Annotated in this window: 17 protein-coding genes; all 17 read right to left on the minus strand. The window is 47.4% G+C overall.

Features of this window, described 5'->3' with window-relative positions:
- Position 1: 1 nt before the first annotated feature.
- The 17 genes from tssD to LZG72_RS07375 all read right to left on the minus strand — a co-directional run bounded on the left by tssD (position 2) and on the right by LZG72_RS07375 (position 17,787).
- Positions 2–409 (minus strand): type VI secretion system tube protein TssD, encoded by a 408-nt coding sequence (tssD, locus tag LZG72_RS07295; protein WP_233869539.1) that lies wholly within the window; start codon positions 407–409, stop codon positions 2–4.
- A 192-nt stretch (positions 410–601) separates the two neighbouring features.
- The gene (locus LZG72_RS07300; protein WP_233869542.1) at positions 602–1,978 is read right to left on the minus strand and encodes a DUF5458 family protein; all 1,377 of its coding nucleotides are present in this window, start codon (positions 1,976–1,978) and stop codon (positions 602–604) included.
- Positions 1,979–2,055: 77 nt separating this feature from the next.
- The gene (locus LZG72_RS07305) at positions 2,056–2,505 is read right to left on the minus strand and encodes a hypothetical protein (protein ID WP_233869545.1); all 450 of its coding nucleotides are present in this window, start codon (positions 2,503–2,505) and stop codon (positions 2,056–2,058) included.
- A gap of 43 nt (positions 2,506–2,548) precedes the next feature.
- Positions 2,549–2,848: a PAAR domain-containing protein gene (locus LZG72_RS07310; protein ID WP_233869548.1), complete on the minus strand. Its 300-nt coding sequence runs from the start codon at positions 2,846–2,848 to the stop codon at positions 2,549–2,551.
- A gap of 334 nt (positions 2,849–3,182) precedes the next feature.
- Entirely contained in the window at positions 3,183–4,184 is a 1,002-nt protein-coding gene (locus LZG72_RS07315; protein WP_233869552.1) for a hypothetical protein, read from the minus strand.
- Between the two features lie 16 nt (positions 4,185–4,200).
- On the minus strand, positions 4,201–5,505 hold the full coding sequence (locus LZG72_RS07320) for an OmpA family protein (protein WP_233869555.1): 1,305 nt from the start codon (positions 5,503–5,505) through the stop codon (positions 4,201–4,203).
- Positions 5,502–6,620 (minus strand): hypothetical protein, encoded by a 1,119-nt coding sequence (locus LZG72_RS07325; protein WP_233869558.1) that lies wholly within the window; start codon positions 6,618–6,620, stop codon positions 5,502–5,504. The genes LZG72_RS07320 and LZG72_RS07325 overlap by 4 nt, the downstream gene beginning before the upstream one ends.
- Positions 6,621–6,629: 9 nt before the next feature.
- Complete coding sequence (locus LZG72_RS07330; protein ID WP_233869561.1) at positions 6,630–7,445, minus strand: fibronectin type III domain-containing protein; 816 nt, start codon at positions 7,443–7,445, stop codon at positions 6,630–6,632.
- 58 nt (positions 7,446–7,503) lie between these two features.
- Positions 7,504–8,646: a hypothetical protein gene (locus LZG72_RS07335; RefSeq protein ID WP_233869564.1), complete on the minus strand. Its 1,143-nt coding sequence runs from the start codon at positions 8,644–8,646 to the stop codon at positions 7,504–7,506.
- A 38-nt stretch (positions 8,647–8,684) separates the two neighbouring features.
- Positions 8,685–9,527 carry a hypothetical protein gene (locus LZG72_RS07340; RefSeq protein WP_233869567.1) on the minus strand — a complete coding sequence of 281 codons (843 nt, stop codon included), beginning with the start codon at positions 9,525–9,527 and terminating at the stop codon, positions 8,685–8,687.
- Positions 9,528–9,551: 24 nt separating this feature from the next.
- Positions 9,552–12,032 (minus strand): ATP-dependent Clp protease ATP-binding subunit, encoded by a 2,481-nt coding sequence (locus tag LZG72_RS07345; RefSeq protein ID WP_233869570.1) that lies wholly within the window; start codon positions 12,030–12,032, stop codon positions 9,552–9,554.
- A 28-nt stretch (positions 12,033–12,060) separates the two neighbouring features.
- Positions 12,061–13,011, minus strand: a complete 951-nt coding sequence (locus LZG72_RS07350; RefSeq protein ID WP_233869573.1) for a hypothetical protein — start codon at positions 13,009–13,011, stop codon at positions 12,061–12,063.
- 192 nt (positions 13,012–13,203) lie between these two features.
- Positions 13,204–14,367, minus strand: coding sequence for a hypothetical protein (locus LZG72_RS07355; RefSeq protein WP_233869576.1), 1,164 nt, complete (start codon positions 14,365–14,367; stop codon positions 13,204–13,206).
- A 23-nt stretch (positions 14,368–14,390) separates the two neighbouring features.
- On the minus strand, positions 14,391–14,573 hold the full coding sequence (locus LZG72_RS07360; RefSeq protein ID WP_233869579.1) for a response regulator transcription factor: 183 nt from the start codon (positions 14,571–14,573) through the stop codon (positions 14,391–14,393).
- 142 nt (positions 14,574–14,715) lie between these two features.
- Positions 14,716–15,366, minus strand: coding sequence for a response regulator transcription factor (locus LZG72_RS07365; RefSeq protein ID WP_233869582.1), 651 nt, complete (start codon positions 15,364–15,366; stop codon positions 14,716–14,718).
- Positions 15,367–15,672: 306 nt separating this feature from the next.
- Positions 15,673–16,791 (minus strand): P1 family peptidase, encoded by a 1,119-nt coding sequence (locus LZG72_RS07370; protein ID WP_233869585.1) that lies wholly within the window; start codon positions 16,789–16,791, stop codon positions 15,673–15,675.
- A gap of 93 nt (positions 16,792–16,884) precedes the next feature.
- A complete protein-coding gene (locus tag LZG72_RS07375; RefSeq protein WP_233869587.1) occupies positions 16,885–17,787 on the minus strand; it encodes a DUF4249 domain-containing protein in 903 nt (300 codons plus the stop codon).
- Between the last annotated feature and the right edge of the window lies 1 nt (position 17,788).

Consider the following 17,788-nt stretch of genomic DNA (forward strand, 5'->3'; position numbering starts at 1 on the left):
TCTAAAAATTTTCCAGTTTAGCCTCATCGATTTCAACGCTCGACGCGGTGATGGTCAGACAGGTAATAAAATTCTGCAGTCTCTTCGCGAGCTTCTTATCCATGTCGTCGGTACCATCGTCAAACATTTCCACAAACTCCGTACAAACCGAATCTTTAAAACTGAGCGTTTTGAAAGGCCCGTTTTCGCCAAACTGCTCCACTGTCAGATCATATTTTTGCGACGGTTTGTTGGCCCATTCGATCAAAAAATCATCCATCACCATTTCCAGCTCCATATACAAATGCGCCCACTGGATCGGCGAAGTGATCGACATCGCATCGTCCACCGTCTGATGCAACTCAAACCGCATGAACATCACGCTGTATTCGTGGTCACCGTCGATTTTTACGTTTGTGCTGAAAGCCATGTGTGTGAGATGTGAGATGTGAAAAGTTAGATGTGAAATGTAAGATGTGAAAAGTTAGAAGTGAGATGTGTCAGGTGTGTGATGTGAAATGTGACCGGTTTCACCTGGTCTCAGAGTCATTAATAATAAGGTCTTATTGCGCGGTCCCCATCTCACATCTCACATCTCACATCTTACATCTTACATCTCACTTCATTGCTGCGCATATTCCGCCGCCCATTCCGCCGCATCCAGGTCGTCTCCTTTTTGCCCGGTTAATGCGATCATAAAGTTTTTGGCTGGGAAATACGGTACCATGTGAATGTCCAGATACACTTTATCCTTCTGGTTCTTATCCTGTTCGAATCGCATGACACTGAATTTTTCGATCAGTTTTCCAGGTCCGGTTACGCTGTCGAGGAATTTGATCACCTGTTTTTTCAGGTCATTTTTGGTGTTGTAATCAAAGTTTTCAAAAGCCCTGCGGTTCAGGAAATCGATGAGCACTTTCGTGATATAGTCAAAAACCCGGACTACCGAATAGGTCTGCAAACCCACATTATCGCCATTAAAAAGCGTTTTGGCCGAGAATGCCATCACTTTGCTATACTCATTGACCATCGGGATCAAACCCATTTTTTCAAGATCCGCGATCTCCGATTTTTTCAATGGAAACCGTACCCCATCCACTTCGCTGAGCGTACCGTGCTTCTTACCCGCCGCCACCTGCGACATTAAGGTTTTGTACACATTACCTGCCAATGCAGTCGACGGCGGAATGTAGAGATCTTCTTCCTCTCCCAGGTCGGCATGTTTTGCGCGGCCTACCAGCCAGTTGCAAGTCATCATGACATTGGATAAATGTGCCGCGCCGCCCGTCAGGTTTGCAGACTCAAAAAGCTCCATAACATCCTCAGGTGCATCCAAATGCATAAAATCCGTTACCAGCATGGTTTTATTCTTATGCGCCAGTTTCGCCCATTTGTCCACTACTTTACCCGAACCCAGGTAGCCCGGTACATTCAGGATCGAATAGTTTTCCCGGAGATCCAGACGGTCGAATTTCGAAGCCAGTTCTTCCCCAACGGCATCGATAAATGTCGTCACATCCAGATCCTGCAACTGATCCGGCGCTGCATTCAGGAATGTTATGTTTTTGACTTTTTCCTGCTCCGTATTTTTGAAAAACATCGCCACCGAACGGTACGATTGTTCCAGCGGACGAATTTGCTCCACCGCTTTTCCAAGGTTTTCTTTCAGTGATTCAAAAGCAGTATCCGCCTGCTTCTGACCGGCCTCGATCATTTCAGGCACCGAATCGGAGCTGCTGAGTAACTCCGACCAGAGTTCAAGCCGTTTTTTCAACTGCTGACGTTCCTTCTTTTTATCAGCCTCCGTCAGGAATATCTTCTTACGTGCCTTTTTTTCAGGATTAATGTTCGCCGCACCTTCGATAATGGTTTCAACCAGATCATAACTTCCGTATTTCGCTAGTACAGGTAGTCCGGCTTCCAAAGGGACCGCCACACGTTCTTTCAGCCCGCCCTGCGTGGGCGATAAGTCTTCGTTTATTTCTGCTCCGTTTGACATATAGTTAAATTTTAAATGATCGACCGACCCGCCGGTGCAATGATTAAATAAATACTTCCTCCCTTCTCCCTTTCCTCCTAACCTGCCTCCTCCAACTCATTAATCAACGTCTGAAACACCCCCAACAACGCAGCCTTCGCTTCTGGCTTTTCCAATGCGGCTTTCAGGATTTTATTCACTTTTAAATGCCTTACTACCTGCTGATAAGCTTCATTTCTTGCATCCAGATCCTGTAAAAAGGCACTCTGAGCGATGATTCCTTTTTTACCAAAATCACCCAGGTTTTTAAACCGCAGATTTTCGTTGATCAGACTTCCGTCCGATGTGATGAATTCTACCTCAGCTTCCGGCTGGTAATGCGCGAAAACTTCTTCCGTAGTTTTCAGGTCGTAAACCATTTGCGGACGTGGGGCGGGGTCGCCGGTAAGCATGGTTGCAAAAAGCGTTCTGTTTTGTGGGATATCCGCAATGCCCTCGCTCGACTGGTCGATCTTGCGTTCGTTACCACCTATTCCGTAGTTGAACATATTCGTATATGATTAAGAGTAAACTTATAATACCTATTGATAATCAACCTATTAAAACCGTCGGACAACCTGCCACGATCGTTCCTCCGTGCGCAGTTGAATCCCCCATCCGCGCGGCTGGCTTTCCGCCGATCAGCACCGTTGTGGATCCCATCACGATCACATCAGGCGGGCCGACACATACACACATATCGCCCATACACGCAGCCGGCGCGCCTCCAACCAGTACCGTAGGAACCCCAGGCGGCAAAACCGGCCCGCCAACATGCGGAACAGGCGGCGTTCCGGGCGTTACCATCGGGCAAACATGCATATCTCCGATTCGTGCTGCTGGTTGGGACATTGTTTCTAGCTTTTGGCTGTTAGCTGTTAGCTGTTAGCTGTTAGCTGTTAGCTGTTAGCTGTTAGCTGTTAGCTGTTAGCTGTTAGCTGTTAGCTGTTAGCGATTAGCTGTTAGCTGTTAGCTGTTAGCTGTTAGCTGTTAGCTGTTAGCTGTTAGCTGTTAGCTGTTAGCTGTTAGCTGTTAGCTGTTAGCTGTTAGCTGTTAGCTGTTAGCTGTTAGCGATTTTTTTTCGACTCTGTTAAGTTCCATTTATATCAAATCCTTCATAAATATTATCGCGCTAGCAAAAAAGCTAAAGGCTAATAGCTAATGGCTAACAGCTAATAGCTTCCCCCTACCTTCCCTTCGCCGTCTTAAAATCAAATATCGAACTTACTGACAGACCGATACCTACTGCGGCGGCGCCTATTGAGATGTATACTCCCGGCTTTGCGTAGCTTGTGAAACCTTCGGAGTTTTCGATCCGATTTTTGTAATCTTTATAGTCTTTGTTGAGCATGCTGTACGTCACGGCCCCGAAGGCCAATGCAGCTACTCCAGCGCCCAGCTTGATCGCCCCCCATTTCCTGGCCTGCGCGATTTGCGCCTGGTTAACCTGACTGATCTGCTGCGAAACCCGTTCGGTTTGGCGTGTTTCTTCCGGCGTTGCCACAGGCTTTTTGTCGGTTGGCTGGGCTGCTATCGGTTCTTTTTTGCGCTGCAACGAATCGTATTTTTCCGAAGGTTTTGGTGTTACGGGAACTGCTTTCGCATTTTCAGCGGAGTTGAAGGCAATACGTGTCAGAAATACCACCCAATCATTTCCTGATTTGTCGGCACGCAGCTCGGCCACGCGTGAAATAGATGTAAATGGCGTATTATCACGGTTGCTTTTTCCTTTGAAATGCTGGGTATAAAAGACTTTAACAAACGGATATTTATCCACTTTCACATCACCCACCACGATGTTGGTAAATTCAATGGTGTTGATCTCTGTTTTGGTGTAAAACAGGTCAAAATTGCTCAGGTACTTTTCAATGGGCGTGTCCAGTCCGGGCGCGCTGACTTTGTTTTTTGGGTCGGTATCATCTTCCACGATCACGCCGTCGTTGACAAAAATCTGATCGTTACTCGGCATATAACTGTTCATCATCAGGTACCTGCGTTCGTAATTGCTGAGATCTTCATTGGCAATCGCATTCAAAAGATCATTCAGCCCCTTCACCTTTTCGCGCGCCAGTACCCGTATCTCGTCCGCGTCTTTCCGGCTGAGCGTTTGCGCATATCCCTGACCAGCCAGGCACATCAGTGTAAAAACAAACAGGATATTCCGTCTCAAATTCGTAGACCTTCTCATTGCATTGACCATGATTTCAATTACTTTTTGCCTGTAAATCAATAATTTGAACCTCTACACGTCTGTTCTTCCGACGGTTTTCCTCCGTATCATTGGGTACCACCGGATGCTTACTGCCCATTCCCGTTGCTGCGATTACACTTTCCGGAACTCCTTTATTTACCAGATATCTTGTGATCACACGCACCCGGTATTCCGATAATGTGAGGTTCAGACTCGGGTTTCCCACATTATCGGTGTGGCCCGTAATGCGCAATCCTTTGTCCTTATTTTCAAGAATGTACATCGCCACAGAATCCAGATAAGTGCGCGATTGTGTCGGCAGTTTGTAGTCACTTCTTGGGAAATAAAGCGTTTTGCCGGTTGCCGTAATGCCTTTTGGAACTGCCTTTTCCATCGTCGGAACTGCTGCCGTTTTTTCAGGTATCCGCAAAGATTTTAATGTAAGTCCCTCTCTCAGAGACGATACCACGCTACTAAATTCTTTGTTATCATTTCCGCTCATACCCAGACTGTACGATTTTCCAGGCGCCACTTCCGCGTAATAATGCCCGTCATTAATCCGGTTTAATGGAATGGCAGCACGAGTTTCATCGAAAAGCTGTGTGTGAATTCCAGCAGCCGCATTGATGATGTTTACGGATAAAATGGAATGCAGCCTGTTGAGTTTAATAATGTAAGTCCGTGGTTCCTGATCAGTTTTATCCAGGATCAAATTTCCATTATAGGCTTGGTAACCAGCCGATTTGACCTCCATGGCCACAATGTCTTTTTCTGTAAAAACAACCTCTGCCGAAGGTTTTGAAACCAGCAGATTGAGACAGTCTTTCTTTTGTTTTTGTGTATAATAAAGGCAGATCTCCGCCGGCAGCGCCTGGTTCGATAAGGCGTCCTTTACCTCAAATCTCCGGATAATGGACGTTTGCGCTTTTGTCGTATCTTTTAATTCATAATGCGTTTGTTCCGATTGCGCATACGGTTCGTCGCTGGTTTGCTTGCCCAAAGGCATCAATGCAAATGTGACAAAATAGGTACCTTCCAGCTTGGAATCCACATTCAACGGGATATGCAATGTTTGGTGTTTTAATGCTTCGACTGTGATAACAGACACATTACAAGGCATTTCCACATTAAATACACCGAGAGAATCCGTCTTTCCCAGCCGCACTTTCCCCTGATCCGTCTTTGCCGAAATAGTAGCGGCGAGCGGAACATTCCCTGTAATTTCAGTCACTTTGCCAGCCAGGAAGCCGCATTGCGCCCGGACTGAGAGCCAGGCCAGTCCCATTAACATTGTCAAGAAAAACCGGTTGTATTTCATTGTCCTTCGGTGGTTTCGACGCCAATATTTCCCAGTAATACTTCCCAGTTCACCGTATCTTTTCCATCAATGGTTTTTTGATACGATTCCAGTTTTACGCGGATGTTCTTCTTGGTAATGTCCCCGTAAGCGACTTTCCCATTCGCCGCAAACCCTTCAAAAACCTGCTGCGCAGCGATAATGCCATAGTAATTCCCATCCGCCTCCTGTTTGAGTTCACTCACATATTTGACCTCGTTCCAGGTGATGTTGATCTTGCTGTAAGGCAGCAATTTCAGCCTGTTCAAGTATTCTTTAACCGGGTATTTTTTCACGCCTTTTGCAGAACTTACCGCCACCGTCGCCTGTGGCTCAAACAAGCTGAGTGCCTGTTGTACAGCTTTATTTTTATCTTCCGACTTCAAGCTTTTGTCCCCGATAATGCGCAGGTAAGAAGTAAATTCATCCACCCGCCTGATCCCTTTCGCACTATACTCCTTGTATTCCGAATCAGACAAAAAAGGCTTTGCAGGTTCTTTGGGCGGGGCGGGTTTTTCCGGTTTGGCGGCCACTTGTGTTACCGGCTTTTCCTGCGCTTTCCGGACAATTTCCCGTTCCTTTTTTTCAATTTCCTTATGTGCCAATGCAAGCAACGGCGCCACGTCGACTACGTCACGGAGTATCTCGTGCCTGCCATCTTTATAAATCACCGCGGCCACTTCTTCTTTGTTAATGGAAGCTGCATTGCCCTCGCTGCTCAGGTAGTTGATCACCTCATCGCTCTCATACGAAATGGAACCTGCGATCACCGTCAGCGGGACGCTTTTTATAATTACATCCTGACTTACATTTCTCGCCGGCGATTTGTAAAATGCCTCGATCTGAGACTGGGCTTTGGATGAATTTTCATTTAATTCCGAGATGACGATGAACTGGCCGCTGGAAGAAAACACCACTAAAAAGCGTTTTCTGCTATAAATACGCGGTATTCCGTCGGCTGCGATCCATTCCAGCTTGTTGTCCATGGCGCGGCTCAGCTTGGCCTGGACCGGATTTCCATTGTCCAGCCAGATCCGGTCCTGGGCAGTCACCGAAAGCATTGGAAATAAAAATAAGAGCGTAACAAAGTACTTCATCGGTTCATGCTATTTATCATAAGTGATCAGACTTATGGTCGCGGTGTTCGCTGTTGAATTTTCGATTCTCCATTTCCCGTATCGGCCTTCGGCAGTTTTAAATGCAATTACCGTGTTCGCGGTATTGGCGTTCAGGGTAATGCCTACGGGTTCGGTTTTGTAATCGGTGATATTAAGCAATGTGAAATAGGAAATGAGTGCATAATTGGTCACACCCAGGTTTTTGAGCGTAGTACTACCTGCCACACTTACACTCAATACGGTACCACGGCCGGTAATGGTAAAAATATCAATGGTAATATCCGCTCTGGAATCGCCGGCGGGTACAGATACCCCCGCGTCGAGGTCAAATGCGCCGGATTTAATCGAAACCGATGTTTTGGAATCGAAAATGGTCGGCTGGTCCACGGTTTTGATATTGACGATCGGACTGTAAGCCATTCCGGCACCTTCATTTCGTGCATACAATGAAATGTAGTACTGGGTATTCCCAGTCAAACCCGTAATCTTCTGGTTCTGAATGGCAAGTGGCAAAGTCCCCGTTGTCCCGAGCTTCACAACCGAATTCGTTTCTACACTTAAATTCTGACTTGTTCCATAAACCAGCCCGTATTCCACTATTTCCCCGCTCTTTTTTTCCTGTCTGTCATTTTTAAAATCAGGCCTGTCAATGGTCCCGTTCACCGTCACTTCCGTACGCTTTACGTCCACGACTTCGAGTGTGGAAATCGTTGGCGCCAGCGGGTCAACAGGTCCGAAAAGGTTGCATGAAAGCAGCAGGCCGGGCAGAAAAAACAATGCGGGACTTATTTTTATTTTTCTCATAATGTCAGGGTTTTCCCCTACGTGATTACCTTACGGATAGTCTTATACGCAAGTGGTTTCAGTCATTGTTGTAGGTCACGATCGTCACTTCCATATTTCCGGAAGACGAGTTCGTTTCGGACCGTTCGGAGCCTTTTGCATTGATCCGCATTTTCCCGAAATGGCCCACATTCGTCACATATGCGACCACGGTACCGTTGGACAGCTTGTTGTTTTTAGTGGTGTAGCTTCCGTCGATAAAATCGGCTGTATAATTTAGCCCGGTGAGATCAGAGTATTTTAAAGTTTTGAAATCTGTCCCGGACTGCATTACGAAAAACTTCGCGCCGTTTTTTGGATAAATACCTGCTGGCTGCCCATAAGGATACCAATACAGATCTTCCATTCCATTCCGCGATGGGAAGTAACCGGTTTCGAGATCATACATATTTGAAAAATTCATGACGAACGAAGTGTCCTTCAATATGGCGGGCTGGCCGGCAGTGAATGTCAGCACGTTTCCATAAGCTACACCTGCATTGGTTGTCACATAGGCCCGTGCATAATAGGACGTTCCGGCTGCTAATTTTTCGAGATTTGCAGCATACGTGCCCGTCTTTGCTGGCCCTGAAACCTGTATTTTCGAATCGTTAACAGTCGGCGTTTGATTTGTGCCTGAGTAGCAAACTCCGTAGGCAGTCATTGTCGCATTGGTGTTGCCGAGCGCAATGGAGTAATTCACGGTCGCGGTTGTCTGCTGAACTGCCGATACACTGACGGTTTTTACAGCGGGCAGCACGAAATTTCCGGTTGTGAAAGTGGCAGTGGGGCCGTAAATAATGCCTCCACCTTCATTTTTAGCATAAACCCGGATGTAGTATTTCTCCTGGGAGGATAGTCTGGTGATCTGATCTTCCCAGTTGTATGGAGAGCTTGCGACCGTTTGTCCACCTTGTTCGACGTACCCGTTTTCAATCGTCGGATCGTTCAGTATGCCGTACACAAAACCGAAATCCTGGATTTTTCCGCTTTTCTTTTCTTGCCGGCTATTCTTTGCGTCCGGATCCGACACCTGCGCACTCACTTTCACGGAAGTATTGGAAACAGATAGTATGGTTACTTCCGAAACTTGCGGCGTGAGTGGATCAACCGGTGTGAACATGCTGCACGAATCCAGAAGGATCGGCACGCAAAAGATCAGGTATTTGGTTAAACTTTTCATTTTTCTCGTCATTTTTCCAAAACACACACTCCGAAATCCTAGGTAGTAGCTGCTGGCCGCCAGTCGTTATCCCAATATTCAATCAACTGCGGGCTGGCGACTCTGCCTGTAAATACCACCCGGTCTTCCGGGTGATGATGCTGTGGCAGCAAATGATGCCGATCCCATAAGCCTCTGATCCAGGGTCTTGCGTGTGCCGCCGTGAGCCGCCCACCCATTCCCATCTGATTTTCACGCTGTTCGAGCGTGACGCCGTAATGTCTGTCCGAGTTACCGACCCCATTCACGTGGTTTAAGCCTAATGTATGTCCGAATTCGTGGTTGATCGTGGTCTGCAAAAAGTCGACACTATGGTCTTCCGAGCCGATTCTTGTGAGCCTGTTACCCCATTGCGATTCCAGGTCGAGGTGCGTAAAAACGCCCGACCGGTTGTGTTCCTCTACGTAAGACCTGAAACGGGTACTTTGCGGATGGATGATCCGGTAGGTCTGGTGCGCCTGGGCCGAAGTTTCCACGAGCTGAATGGACAATCCACATTGAATAAGCGCCGAAGTAAGGTTAGCTCCGATCCTGGGACGATACCATGCGCGGTCGGGATCGAGGATAAATCTGTCGCTCCAGTGCCTCTGCACCACTTCCACAAACCTTCGTTTGTAATCTTCCCACTCCTGGTCGGTCCAGGCATCCAACTGAAAAGTACCGTATGTGTCGTGCAGCCTTCCATTTCCGGTAGCATAGGTTTCTCCATTGAAAAACCGGCTTGTAGGTTCAATGCGCACCAGTCGTACCCTGAACTGAAGTATAAACCCAAACGTGTTGTCGTCGATGGGCAGCAGACAAGAATCCCAGCGCCGTGCGCTTCTGAATAAATGGATTTGCATAGGATTGTCGTTAAATGTCTTGTACTAGGAAGCAACCACTTCCCGATTGTTTTCCCAAATAACTTCTTCATTCTCAGCGAGGCTCAGCCTGATCACCGATCCTTTTTCGGCCTCACCGGAAATGATCATCCGGCTGATCGGACGTCGCAGCATATTCCGGATCACACCTTTCAATGGACGCACGCCGTATCTGGGAGTGAAACCCTGCATCGCAATGTGCTTCCTGGCTTCGGGTGTCAGCTCCAATGCAATACCTTGTTTTTCAAGCAAATCCGTCAGGCTGCGCAAATGGATATTGAATATCTTAACCACATTCTCTTCTGAAATCGGCGCGAATGGAACGATCTCTGTCAATCTGGCCAGGAATTCGGGGCGGAAATGTTTCGCCATAATTTCCATGAGGTCATTTGATTTGGGCACAATGCCTTTGTTGAAATCCTGGACGATGTGTTCCTGACCAATATTGGAGGTAAAAAGGATCACGGCATTTGAAAAGTCGCCTTCTTTACCCAGCCTGTCGTGCAGCTTGCCTTCGTCCAGTATTTGTAAAAAAAGGTCGAAAACAGACGGGTGCGCTTTTTCTATTTCGTCAAAAAGAACAACGGAGTAAGGTTTCTGGCGGATTTTGTTGACTAATAAACCGCCTTCTTCATAACCTACATATCCGGGAGGCGCGCCGTAAAGCAATGCAGCCGAATGTTCTTCCTTGAATTCCGACATATCGAACCGGATCAAAAACGATTCATCGTTAAACAGGAAATCGGCCAGTGCTTTTGCAATCTCGGTTTTACCCGTTCCGGTTGGTCCGAGCAAAAAGAAAGACCCGATCGGTTGCCCGGCTTTTATTAACCCCGAGCGTGATTCCAGAATGGCCTCACTTAATGCTTTCACGGCCTGGTCCTGCCCGACTACCCTTTTTTTCAAAACCTCATCAATCCCCAGCAACTTATCACGTTCAGAACTTTGCAGCTTACCGAGCGGAATGCCGGTTTTATGAGAAATAACGGCGGCAATCTCATTTTTTCCAACACTATCCGAGCGCAACGTGGCCAGTTCGTGCAATGCAGCAAGTTTACTGGTCAAATGGCTGTGGATACCTTCGGCCGTTTCCAGTTCTGCCTCATCCGCCTGGTCCAGCTTTCCGATAAGTAATGGACTGAGGCGGTTTGGAAGTTGCCTGGCAAACCACCGCAGTTCATGTACCCGCTCGGCCTCGTCTATGGCTAATAGTGCATCAAGATCTGTTTGTAATGTGGACAGTTCGGTCATAGAAACCTCGTCCATTAAGCGCATTGCGGCCATTGTCCTGTCGAGCAAATCCAGCGCGACATCAGGTAACCGTCTTTCTTTCACATATCTTTTCGACAATTTTACAGCTTCCGCCGCGGTGCCGGCGGCGACTTTCAGGCCATGATGTGCCTCGTACACCGGCAGAATGTGCTCAATCATGCGTGTGGCAGTAGCTTCGTCGGGTTCTTCTACATTCAAAATTTCAAATCGCCGCGAAAATGCCTCGTCTTTTTCAATGTATTTCCGGTATTCTTCGGGTGTAGTCGCGCCGATCAATGTAAGTTCACCGCGGGCGAGTTCCGGTTTCAGCAATTGCGCGACTCCGGCCCCTACCGAACCTTTTGGGTCGAGCAGAATATGGATTTCATCAATAAATAAAACGGCTTTGTCGAAGGATTTAATTTCATTTAAAATACCTTTTAATCTTTCCTCGATCTCACCTTTATAAGATGCTCCGGCTACCAATGCACCGGTGTCCAGTTCCAGTAATCTTGCATTTTGGAGCAATTGAGGTACTTTTTTCTCCGATATCAATTTGGCAAAACCCTCCACTAATGCGGATTTTCCGACACCCGGCTCTCCGATCAAAATTACATTTGGCTTACTTCTGCGACCCAGTATCTCTGCCATTTGGCGTATTTCCCGGTCACGCCCGATTACTGAATCGGTCTTTCCATCCGCAGCTCTTTGTGTTTTATCCGAGGTAAATTTTTCAAGGTTTGTAGTACCCGTTTTTACCGCATTACCATTTTTCTGAACTACTTTCTGATCATCAGCAACATGATTCCCGCTCGGTTGGGAAGTGTTACCGTTCAAAGCCAGCACTTCTTTTTGGGTGATCGGCAGCGACTTCAATTGATCCGCCGAAAAACCTACTCCCGGCTTCAATACTGCCGCCAATGCGCACAATGGATCCGTGTCTGAATTCAATTGCAATGCAATCAGTTCGGCCAGTTCGAGGCAGGCGGCAGCTGCATGGTCAGCCTGCGGATTTTCCGGTACTTTGACCGATTTGGCACTTTCTTCAAGCCTTACCTCCGCCCAATCCCGCAGATAGGCGACGTCTTTTCCAGCCATCGCCAGCTCGGAGGCGAGGCCAACATCGTTGTGCAGCAGTCCCATCAGCAAATGGGGCGGGCCAAAACGTTCCTGCCGGTATTCGCGCGCCAGCGACTGCGCAACACTGATGGCGTATCTGAGTGCTTCGGTTTGCATGGATTTAGATTTTGAAGATGATCGCAGCCTAGGGCTGATTCTTTTGTAAACTGATAAGCCGTTCCGTCGCTTTTGCCTTCATTTCCTTGTTCGCGGTTGAAAGCTGCAATCCGTCGTAAATTTGCTTCGCCTGGTCATAATATACCCTGCGGTCATTTTTTCGGAGATTTCCCTGCGTCATAAGCTGGTAGTATCCCTCCGCTTCCGAGTATCTGAGCCATTCCCGGTACGTTACTGCGGTACCATTTTTGGCCGACAAACATTCATCCAATTGTTTTTGAATGGCCGCCGCATCTCCGCCTCCACCGCCGCTGCCAGACTTACCCGCGCGACAGTTATCCAGGTCTTTCTGAACGAGGCTGAGTTTGGTCTGCAGTTCTTTCGGATCAGCACCGCCGCCGCCACCTCCGCCGCCACCTCCAGCAGCACCTGCCAGCAGCTGACGTTCCATTCCTTTTATTTCCAGATCTTTCATATTGATCTGATTCCGTAGATCATTCACCATTTGCATGTCAATGCCTTTACTATCCAAGGTTCTCCGGAGCTCTCCGATCGTTTGTCTGTAAGTCACCAGAGCTTCCGTCAGCTTTGCGATGCCCAGTGATAATCGCTTATTCTGTTCGTGCGTTGCAGAATTCGCCAGTGCATTGAAATGACTCATAATCCCATTAATGCGACTTTCAATATCAACGAGTTGCGTCCGCGCCGTCGCTTTCGACATTTCGTCTGTCGCGCTGCTATATGCGCCATCGAGCTGGATCACCTTTCGCGAGATGTTGCTCAGTGTGTCCGTATCGGTCAGCATCGGAACCTGCTCGTCTACGATTTGCTTGAATTTGGTTGTTTCCGACTCGGCTACCGAGCCTGGTACCCGCAGAAGCAGGTACACCGCCAGCACCGGAAATGTCATGGAAAGCGCATACATCCCAATGAATTTTCCGATCGCCGTTTTCCGCTGATTTTTGTTAGTTGGTTCCATTTTTCTGGTTTTAGCCGATACTTTTAAGTCTTAGGCGACGCCGCTGGTCTCAGCCGACGCTATTAGTCGTAGCCGTTGGCTGAAGCCAACGGTCATTGATTATATCTGTGCTCCCAATCAATCTCCGTTGGTTTCAACCGACGGCACCGACGGCACCGACGGCAGAGGGGTGTCGACGGAGGACGATTTTATTCACAATGGGCTCCACCGTGATTTTGTTTTTTCCTGTTGTACTGGTGGCTCGTGTACCGGACTTTCTATGATGAATACCTGCTGGCCTTTTCGTTTTCCGATAAATTCCAATTGGCTTAATTTCAGAAACAATGCTGCCCACATGCTGTAAAATCCATCGATTGTTCTGAGGCATGGAAGCATGTCATTGTGGTTATAGTGAACCTGAATGACTGCGGTGATCTGCTTTTCTAAACTTCCCGGAGAATCGTCCGCCCATTCACCCAGATATGCCAGTAACTCTTCCTTTTCCCGATCGGTGAGGCATTCCAGCGAGGTGCGGATGCTTTGCACGGCCTGGATCATGGATACAATCATCGTCAGCGGGGGCTCAAAAGGGATTAATCTTTGATAAGAAATATTCACCACTGCAAACACATTCACGAGCCTTTCCACGAGCAGCTGAACACTGTCAGACAATGTACTTTTCTGGCTTTTCGTCTTGATCTTCTGTATGATACGAAACGAGTAAGTTTCAATATCATTCAAATACCCGCCAAACCGGTTGTACCATTCCAGTAACCCTTTGTGGCTTTTTACAGCCCTGCTGGCCGGGATAAAATCGTGCATGACGCGCAACTCTGCATTACCGTATTCCAGCTTTCCGATAATCAACCCTGCGATGGCCCATTGTTCCGTATTAATATGCTCGGCAGGAACGATGCTAATGCGGTAGGTTGGCGTAGTGTTCGGATGTCTGAATGGAATTTCGTTTTCCTGCGGGTTTCCGACTTGTGTCCTTTCAAATAAGCTGACGCTTAAAACAATGTATAGAACGAGATTCTGACTGGCTGGTAAATGATATTTTTCGGTAATGCTGGCCAGGGATGTTTCCAGCTTCAACTCGTTGGCGGGCGTTACATCCAATAAACTTCCGTCTGGGGCAATTCCCAAACCTTTATCAATCCGGATCCTGATCTGCTGGCTGGCGTCTCCCAGAACCTGCATTTGCAACGCATCCAAACCATCGTTCGGAATAAGCAAACCGTAACTTACCGGTGTTTGAAAAATAGCCTGGGCGCGTCGTACCTGATCTGTGTGATGCTGATCTGTTTCGATAAAATGCTGTTTTGAGATTTTCATCCCATCTACCCAATTCACCGCCAGGTACCTAAAATCTGCCATATCCAATTCGAATTTCTTAATGACTACATTTTCATCGCCGCTCTCACCAGCCCGATCACCGAATGCACTCCAAACTTCCTGAAAAGACTTCTGCGATAGGCCTCCACGGTGGAAATGCTGATCACCAGCCTTTCCGCAATCTCTTTTGAGCTCAGCTCATCCATGATAAGGTCCAGGATTTCCTTCTCGCGATTCGTCAGTTCCATAATTAAAATGCTTAGACAAAATTGCCGAGTACGAAGCGCTATTTCAATCGACGGATACCCTGATTTTAATTACGATTTACCCTGATTTTTTTCGGGATTCCGGAGGGGTTTCTAAGGGTTTTCCATCAGTGAACAATGGATTTCAAACGACGCCCATGCGGACAGCTACTTTGGTCAAGCCTACGGAATTCTTGACTCCGAGCTTGTGAAAAAGGTTTCTGCGATGCGTTTCAACGGTTTTGTCGCTGATACAAAGTTCGTTTGCAATGCGATTTGTGGAGTACTCGCTTGCGACCAGTCTTAGGATCTCTACTTCTCTTTTGCTCAAAAAATCCCGGGTGGTAGGTGCCGGTTCTTGTATAAAATTATCCAGGGAACTCTCCGCCAGTTTAATCATGACTTCCTGACCATAATATACTTTTCCTTCCGAAACAGCCCGGATTGCCCGCTCCCATTCATCCAGTTCAGCCTCAAAAACGATATAACCACTTACCCCCGATCGCACCACTTCTCTCACTGACTCCGTCGACGGACTAGGTGCAAGAAGCAAAAATTTTAGTTTCGGGTATAATTTGCGGATTTTAAGGATTTGATCGGCGGTTTTTTCGGCATGATGTGCAAACACGACGATAATGTCAATTTCTTTCAGGTAGGGCAGTTGTGTAATGTGTTCGAGGCTGTCACACTTTCCAACCAATGCAATGTAGGATCTTCGCCTCAGCCATTCTGCAACTGCCTCGCACTCCAGCGGATGGGGGTGCACCAGGCAGGCATGAGTAATAGCATTTTCCATGTTTTCCGGGGTTGAGTGTTTAGATTCAGGAAGTCAAAGGTAGTCTTTCAATACACCTGGCGTCAATACGTTAAAGTACAGGAAAACGCAGGTAAGATTACCTGGTTTCCCAGAAACACCTGATAATTAAGTCATTTATCCTCAATGATAAAAGGATTTAAATTAGGGAATTCAACTATAAGGTAAACACTTAGGGGTTAACACTTACTCTGATGTATATACGTTGTAGCAAAAATTAAATTCGAAGTGAAGAAGCACGTATGGTTACTAGTGATAAAGGGTGAATTTACCTGATCGTGAATCTGGTTATTCTTTCAGTCTGCCGTACTTGCGCATAACCTGCAACACCTTATCTTTCGGGATCTCTTCTACTATATGTCCCTGCGTGCCTTCCATTGTTCTAGCCATAAAAAGCGAATTGATGATCGCTTCCTCCGTGGATTCTATGGCAGCCAGAAAAAGAGGTGAAGTGTAATCGTTATGTAAAAAATTGCCCGTGAAGATACTCTCCGAGGTTTCGTGCGACACGATGTTTGCAGTCGAGAATGCGATCACGTAATCTCCGCTGCCGTTTGCAGCAATTCCGCCGGTTTGTGCCATTCCCATGAAAACCCGTTTCGCAAGCCTTTTCAGATTCCTTGCATCCAGCGGAGCATCTGTCGCGACGACCATCATGCATGAACCGTCCGCTGATTTATCCAGTGTTTCTTTAAAAGAATACTTTCCCAGTTCCTGCCCCACCGGCACTCCATTGATTTTCAAAACTCCCCCGAAATTAGTTTGTACCAATACGCCCACCGTGTAGCCGCCCAGTTTCTCCGGAAGTTTGCGGGAGGCTGTTCCAATTCCGCCTTTCCACCCAAAACAAACGGTGCCCGTTCCGGCTCCAACATTACCTTCGGCCACAATGCCACTTTCGGCCTGCGCCAATGCATTCAATATATGGTCTTTCCTGACGTGGCGGCCGCGGATATCGTTGAGAAACCCGTCATTGGTTTCCCCTACAACGGGATTCACGGATCTCACATTCTCATTTCCTTTTTGTCCCAGCGTCCAATCGATAATGGCGTCGGCAGCTGTGGGGACGCTCAATGTATTGGTCAGTACAATCGGTGATTCGATTGTTCCCAACTCCTCCACCTGCGAATATCCTGCCAGCTTTCCAAAACCATTGCCAATGTACATGGCAGCCTGTACTTTTTGCTGAAAAAGATTTCCTTCATGTGGGAGGATAACAGTCACACCTGTACGTACATCTGCACCTTCGACAAGCGTTACCTGGCCTACTTTGACGCCTTTTACATCGGTAATGGCATTGTTGGCGCCGGCAGGCATTACACCGATAACAATTCCCAGCTCACGTGCACGCTTTTGCGCCTCGGTAATCAGAGGGAACAGCAGGAGCAGCAACAATATCTTTTTCATTCCGTAATTCGTTCGGTTCAAAATTGAAATATAATAAAAAATCCACTGGCAAATTGGAGTCTGCCAGTGGATAAAGAAGTCTGGATAAAAAGATCAATCTTCGTCAGGACGGGCTTTTTCAGGATCGATGATCGTTTCTTTCCGGCTCACTGCCGATGCCGCAAAAAAACCAAGTGCAGGCTTCCCTTTCGGATCCGAGTTTACTACATTGGATTTGATATTCGCAATCGGTGTTGCGAACAATCCCCCGTTCTGCGCCTGTTCACGTATTTGTTTTAAGTACTCGAAAGTTTCATTCGTAATGCTGTGCAACTCAACGCCGACAGATGCGCCTGCAGAGTAAAGCGAATCGGTCGTAATGGATTGCCGGAGCGGGAGAATGAAAATCAACCCGTCGGAAGGCGCGCCTGAGCCAAATGCAGCATCATAAGCAATGGAAATGCCAGTCGCTTTATCCACCGTAGCTTTTCCTCTGATCACCGGTTTTATCCAATAGGTATTTCCTACACCGACCAGATCCCGGGCATAAAATTCGGCGATATAACCTTCCTGCGGACCCTTATCCGGCTTAAATGGCAATTTCTCTTTGGTATAAACAACAGAATCAACCGTTGGTACCGGATTCAGTTTTGTGCTCGCCGTGTATACTTCAGTTCCGTTGGTGATTTTCAAAGAGTATGTTCTTCCGATTTTTCCAAGTGTATCGGTTCCAGTTTTTTGCCAGATGTATTCTCCGTTTGCCGAGAGATCTTCAAATTTGTAAATACTACCTTTATCGTCCGTCACAATCACTTCTGCACTTAAAACCGGCTTTGGCGTTCCATTATCAAAGTAGCTGGAAGACAAGCTTAACCTTATTTTCTGGGGTCCCGGCTGGTTCGTGATCCAACCATCCACCACCAGCTGGGCAGGCCCGGTTTCTGTTTCGAGGTCGATTACATCTTCGCATGAGGTGAGAAAAAGCGCTGACGTAATGGCCAGTATCCAAATTTTCAAA

The organism is Dyadobacter sp. CY323 (genome assembly GCF_021390245.1).
In the GTDB taxonomy this organism is placed as follows: Bacteria; Bacteroidota; Bacteroidia; order Cytophagales; family Spirosomataceae; genus Dyadobacter.

What these genes read in the sequence shown, in the direction of transcription:
- LZG72_RS07330 (WP_233869561.1), bottom strand. Translation starts at nt 7,445, where the DNA reads ATGAGAAAAATAAAAATAAGTCCCGCATTGTTTTTTCTGCCCGGCCTG.
- LZG72_RS07345 (WP_233869570.1), bottom strand. Translation starts at nt 12,032, where the DNA reads ATGCAAACCGAAGCACTCAGATACGCCATCAGTGTTGCGCAGTCGCTG.
- LZG72_RS07360 (WP_233869579.1), bottom strand. Translation starts at nt 14,573, where the DNA reads ATGGAACTGACGAATCGCGAGAAGGAAATCCTGGACCTTATCATGGAT.
- LZG72_RS07365 (WP_233869582.1), bottom strand. Translation starts at nt 15,366, where the DNA reads ATGGAAAATGCTATTACTCATGCCTGCCTGGTGCACCCCCATCCGCTG.
- LZG72_RS07325 (WP_233869558.1), bottom strand. Translation starts at nt 6,620, where the DNA reads ATGAAGTACTTTGTTACGCTCTTATTTTTATTTCCAATGCTTTCGGTG.
- LZG72_RS07370 (WP_233869585.1), bottom strand. Translation starts at nt 16,791, where the DNA reads ATGAAAAAGATATTGTTGCTGCTCCTGCTGTTCCCTCTGATTACCGAG.
- LZG72_RS07320 (WP_233869555.1), bottom strand. Translation starts at nt 5,505, where the DNA reads ATGAAATACAACCGGTTTTTCTTGACAATGTTAATGGGACTGGCCTGG.
- LZG72_RS07335 (WP_233869564.1), bottom strand. Translation starts at nt 8,646, where the DNA reads ATGAAAAGTTTAACCAAATACCTGATCTTTTGCGTGCCGATCCTTCTG.
- LZG72_RS07310 (WP_233869548.1), bottom strand. Translation starts at nt 2,848, where the DNA reads ATGTCCCAACCAGCAGCACGAATCGGAGATATGCATGTTTGCCCGATG.
- LZG72_RS07315 (WP_233869552.1), bottom strand. Translation starts at nt 4,184, where the DNA reads ATGAGAAGGTCTACGAATTTGAGACGGAATATCCTGTTTGTTTTTACA.
- LZG72_RS07355 (WP_233869576.1), bottom strand. Translation starts at nt 14,367, where the DNA reads ATGGCAGATTTTAGGTACCTGGCGGTGAATTGGGTAGATGGGATGAAA.
- LZG72_RS07300 (WP_233869542.1), bottom strand. Translation starts at nt 1,978, where the DNA reads ATGTCAAACGGAGCAGAAATAAACGAAGACTTATCGCCCACGCAGGGC.
- LZG72_RS07350 (WP_233869573.1), bottom strand. Translation starts at nt 13,011, where the DNA reads ATGGAACCAACTAACAAAAATCAGCGGAAAACGGCGATCGGAAAATTC.
- LZG72_RS07340 (WP_233869567.1), bottom strand. Translation starts at nt 9,527, where the DNA reads ATGCAAATCCATTTATTCAGAAGCGCACGGCGCTGGGATTCTTGTCTG.
- LZG72_RS07305 (WP_233869545.1), bottom strand. Translation starts at nt 2,505, where the DNA reads ATGTTCAACTACGGAATAGGTGGTAACGAACGCAAGATCGACCAGTCG.
- tssD (WP_233869539.1), bottom strand. Translation starts at nt 409, where the DNA reads ATGGCTTTCAGCACAAACGTAAAAATCGACGGTGACCACGAATACAGC.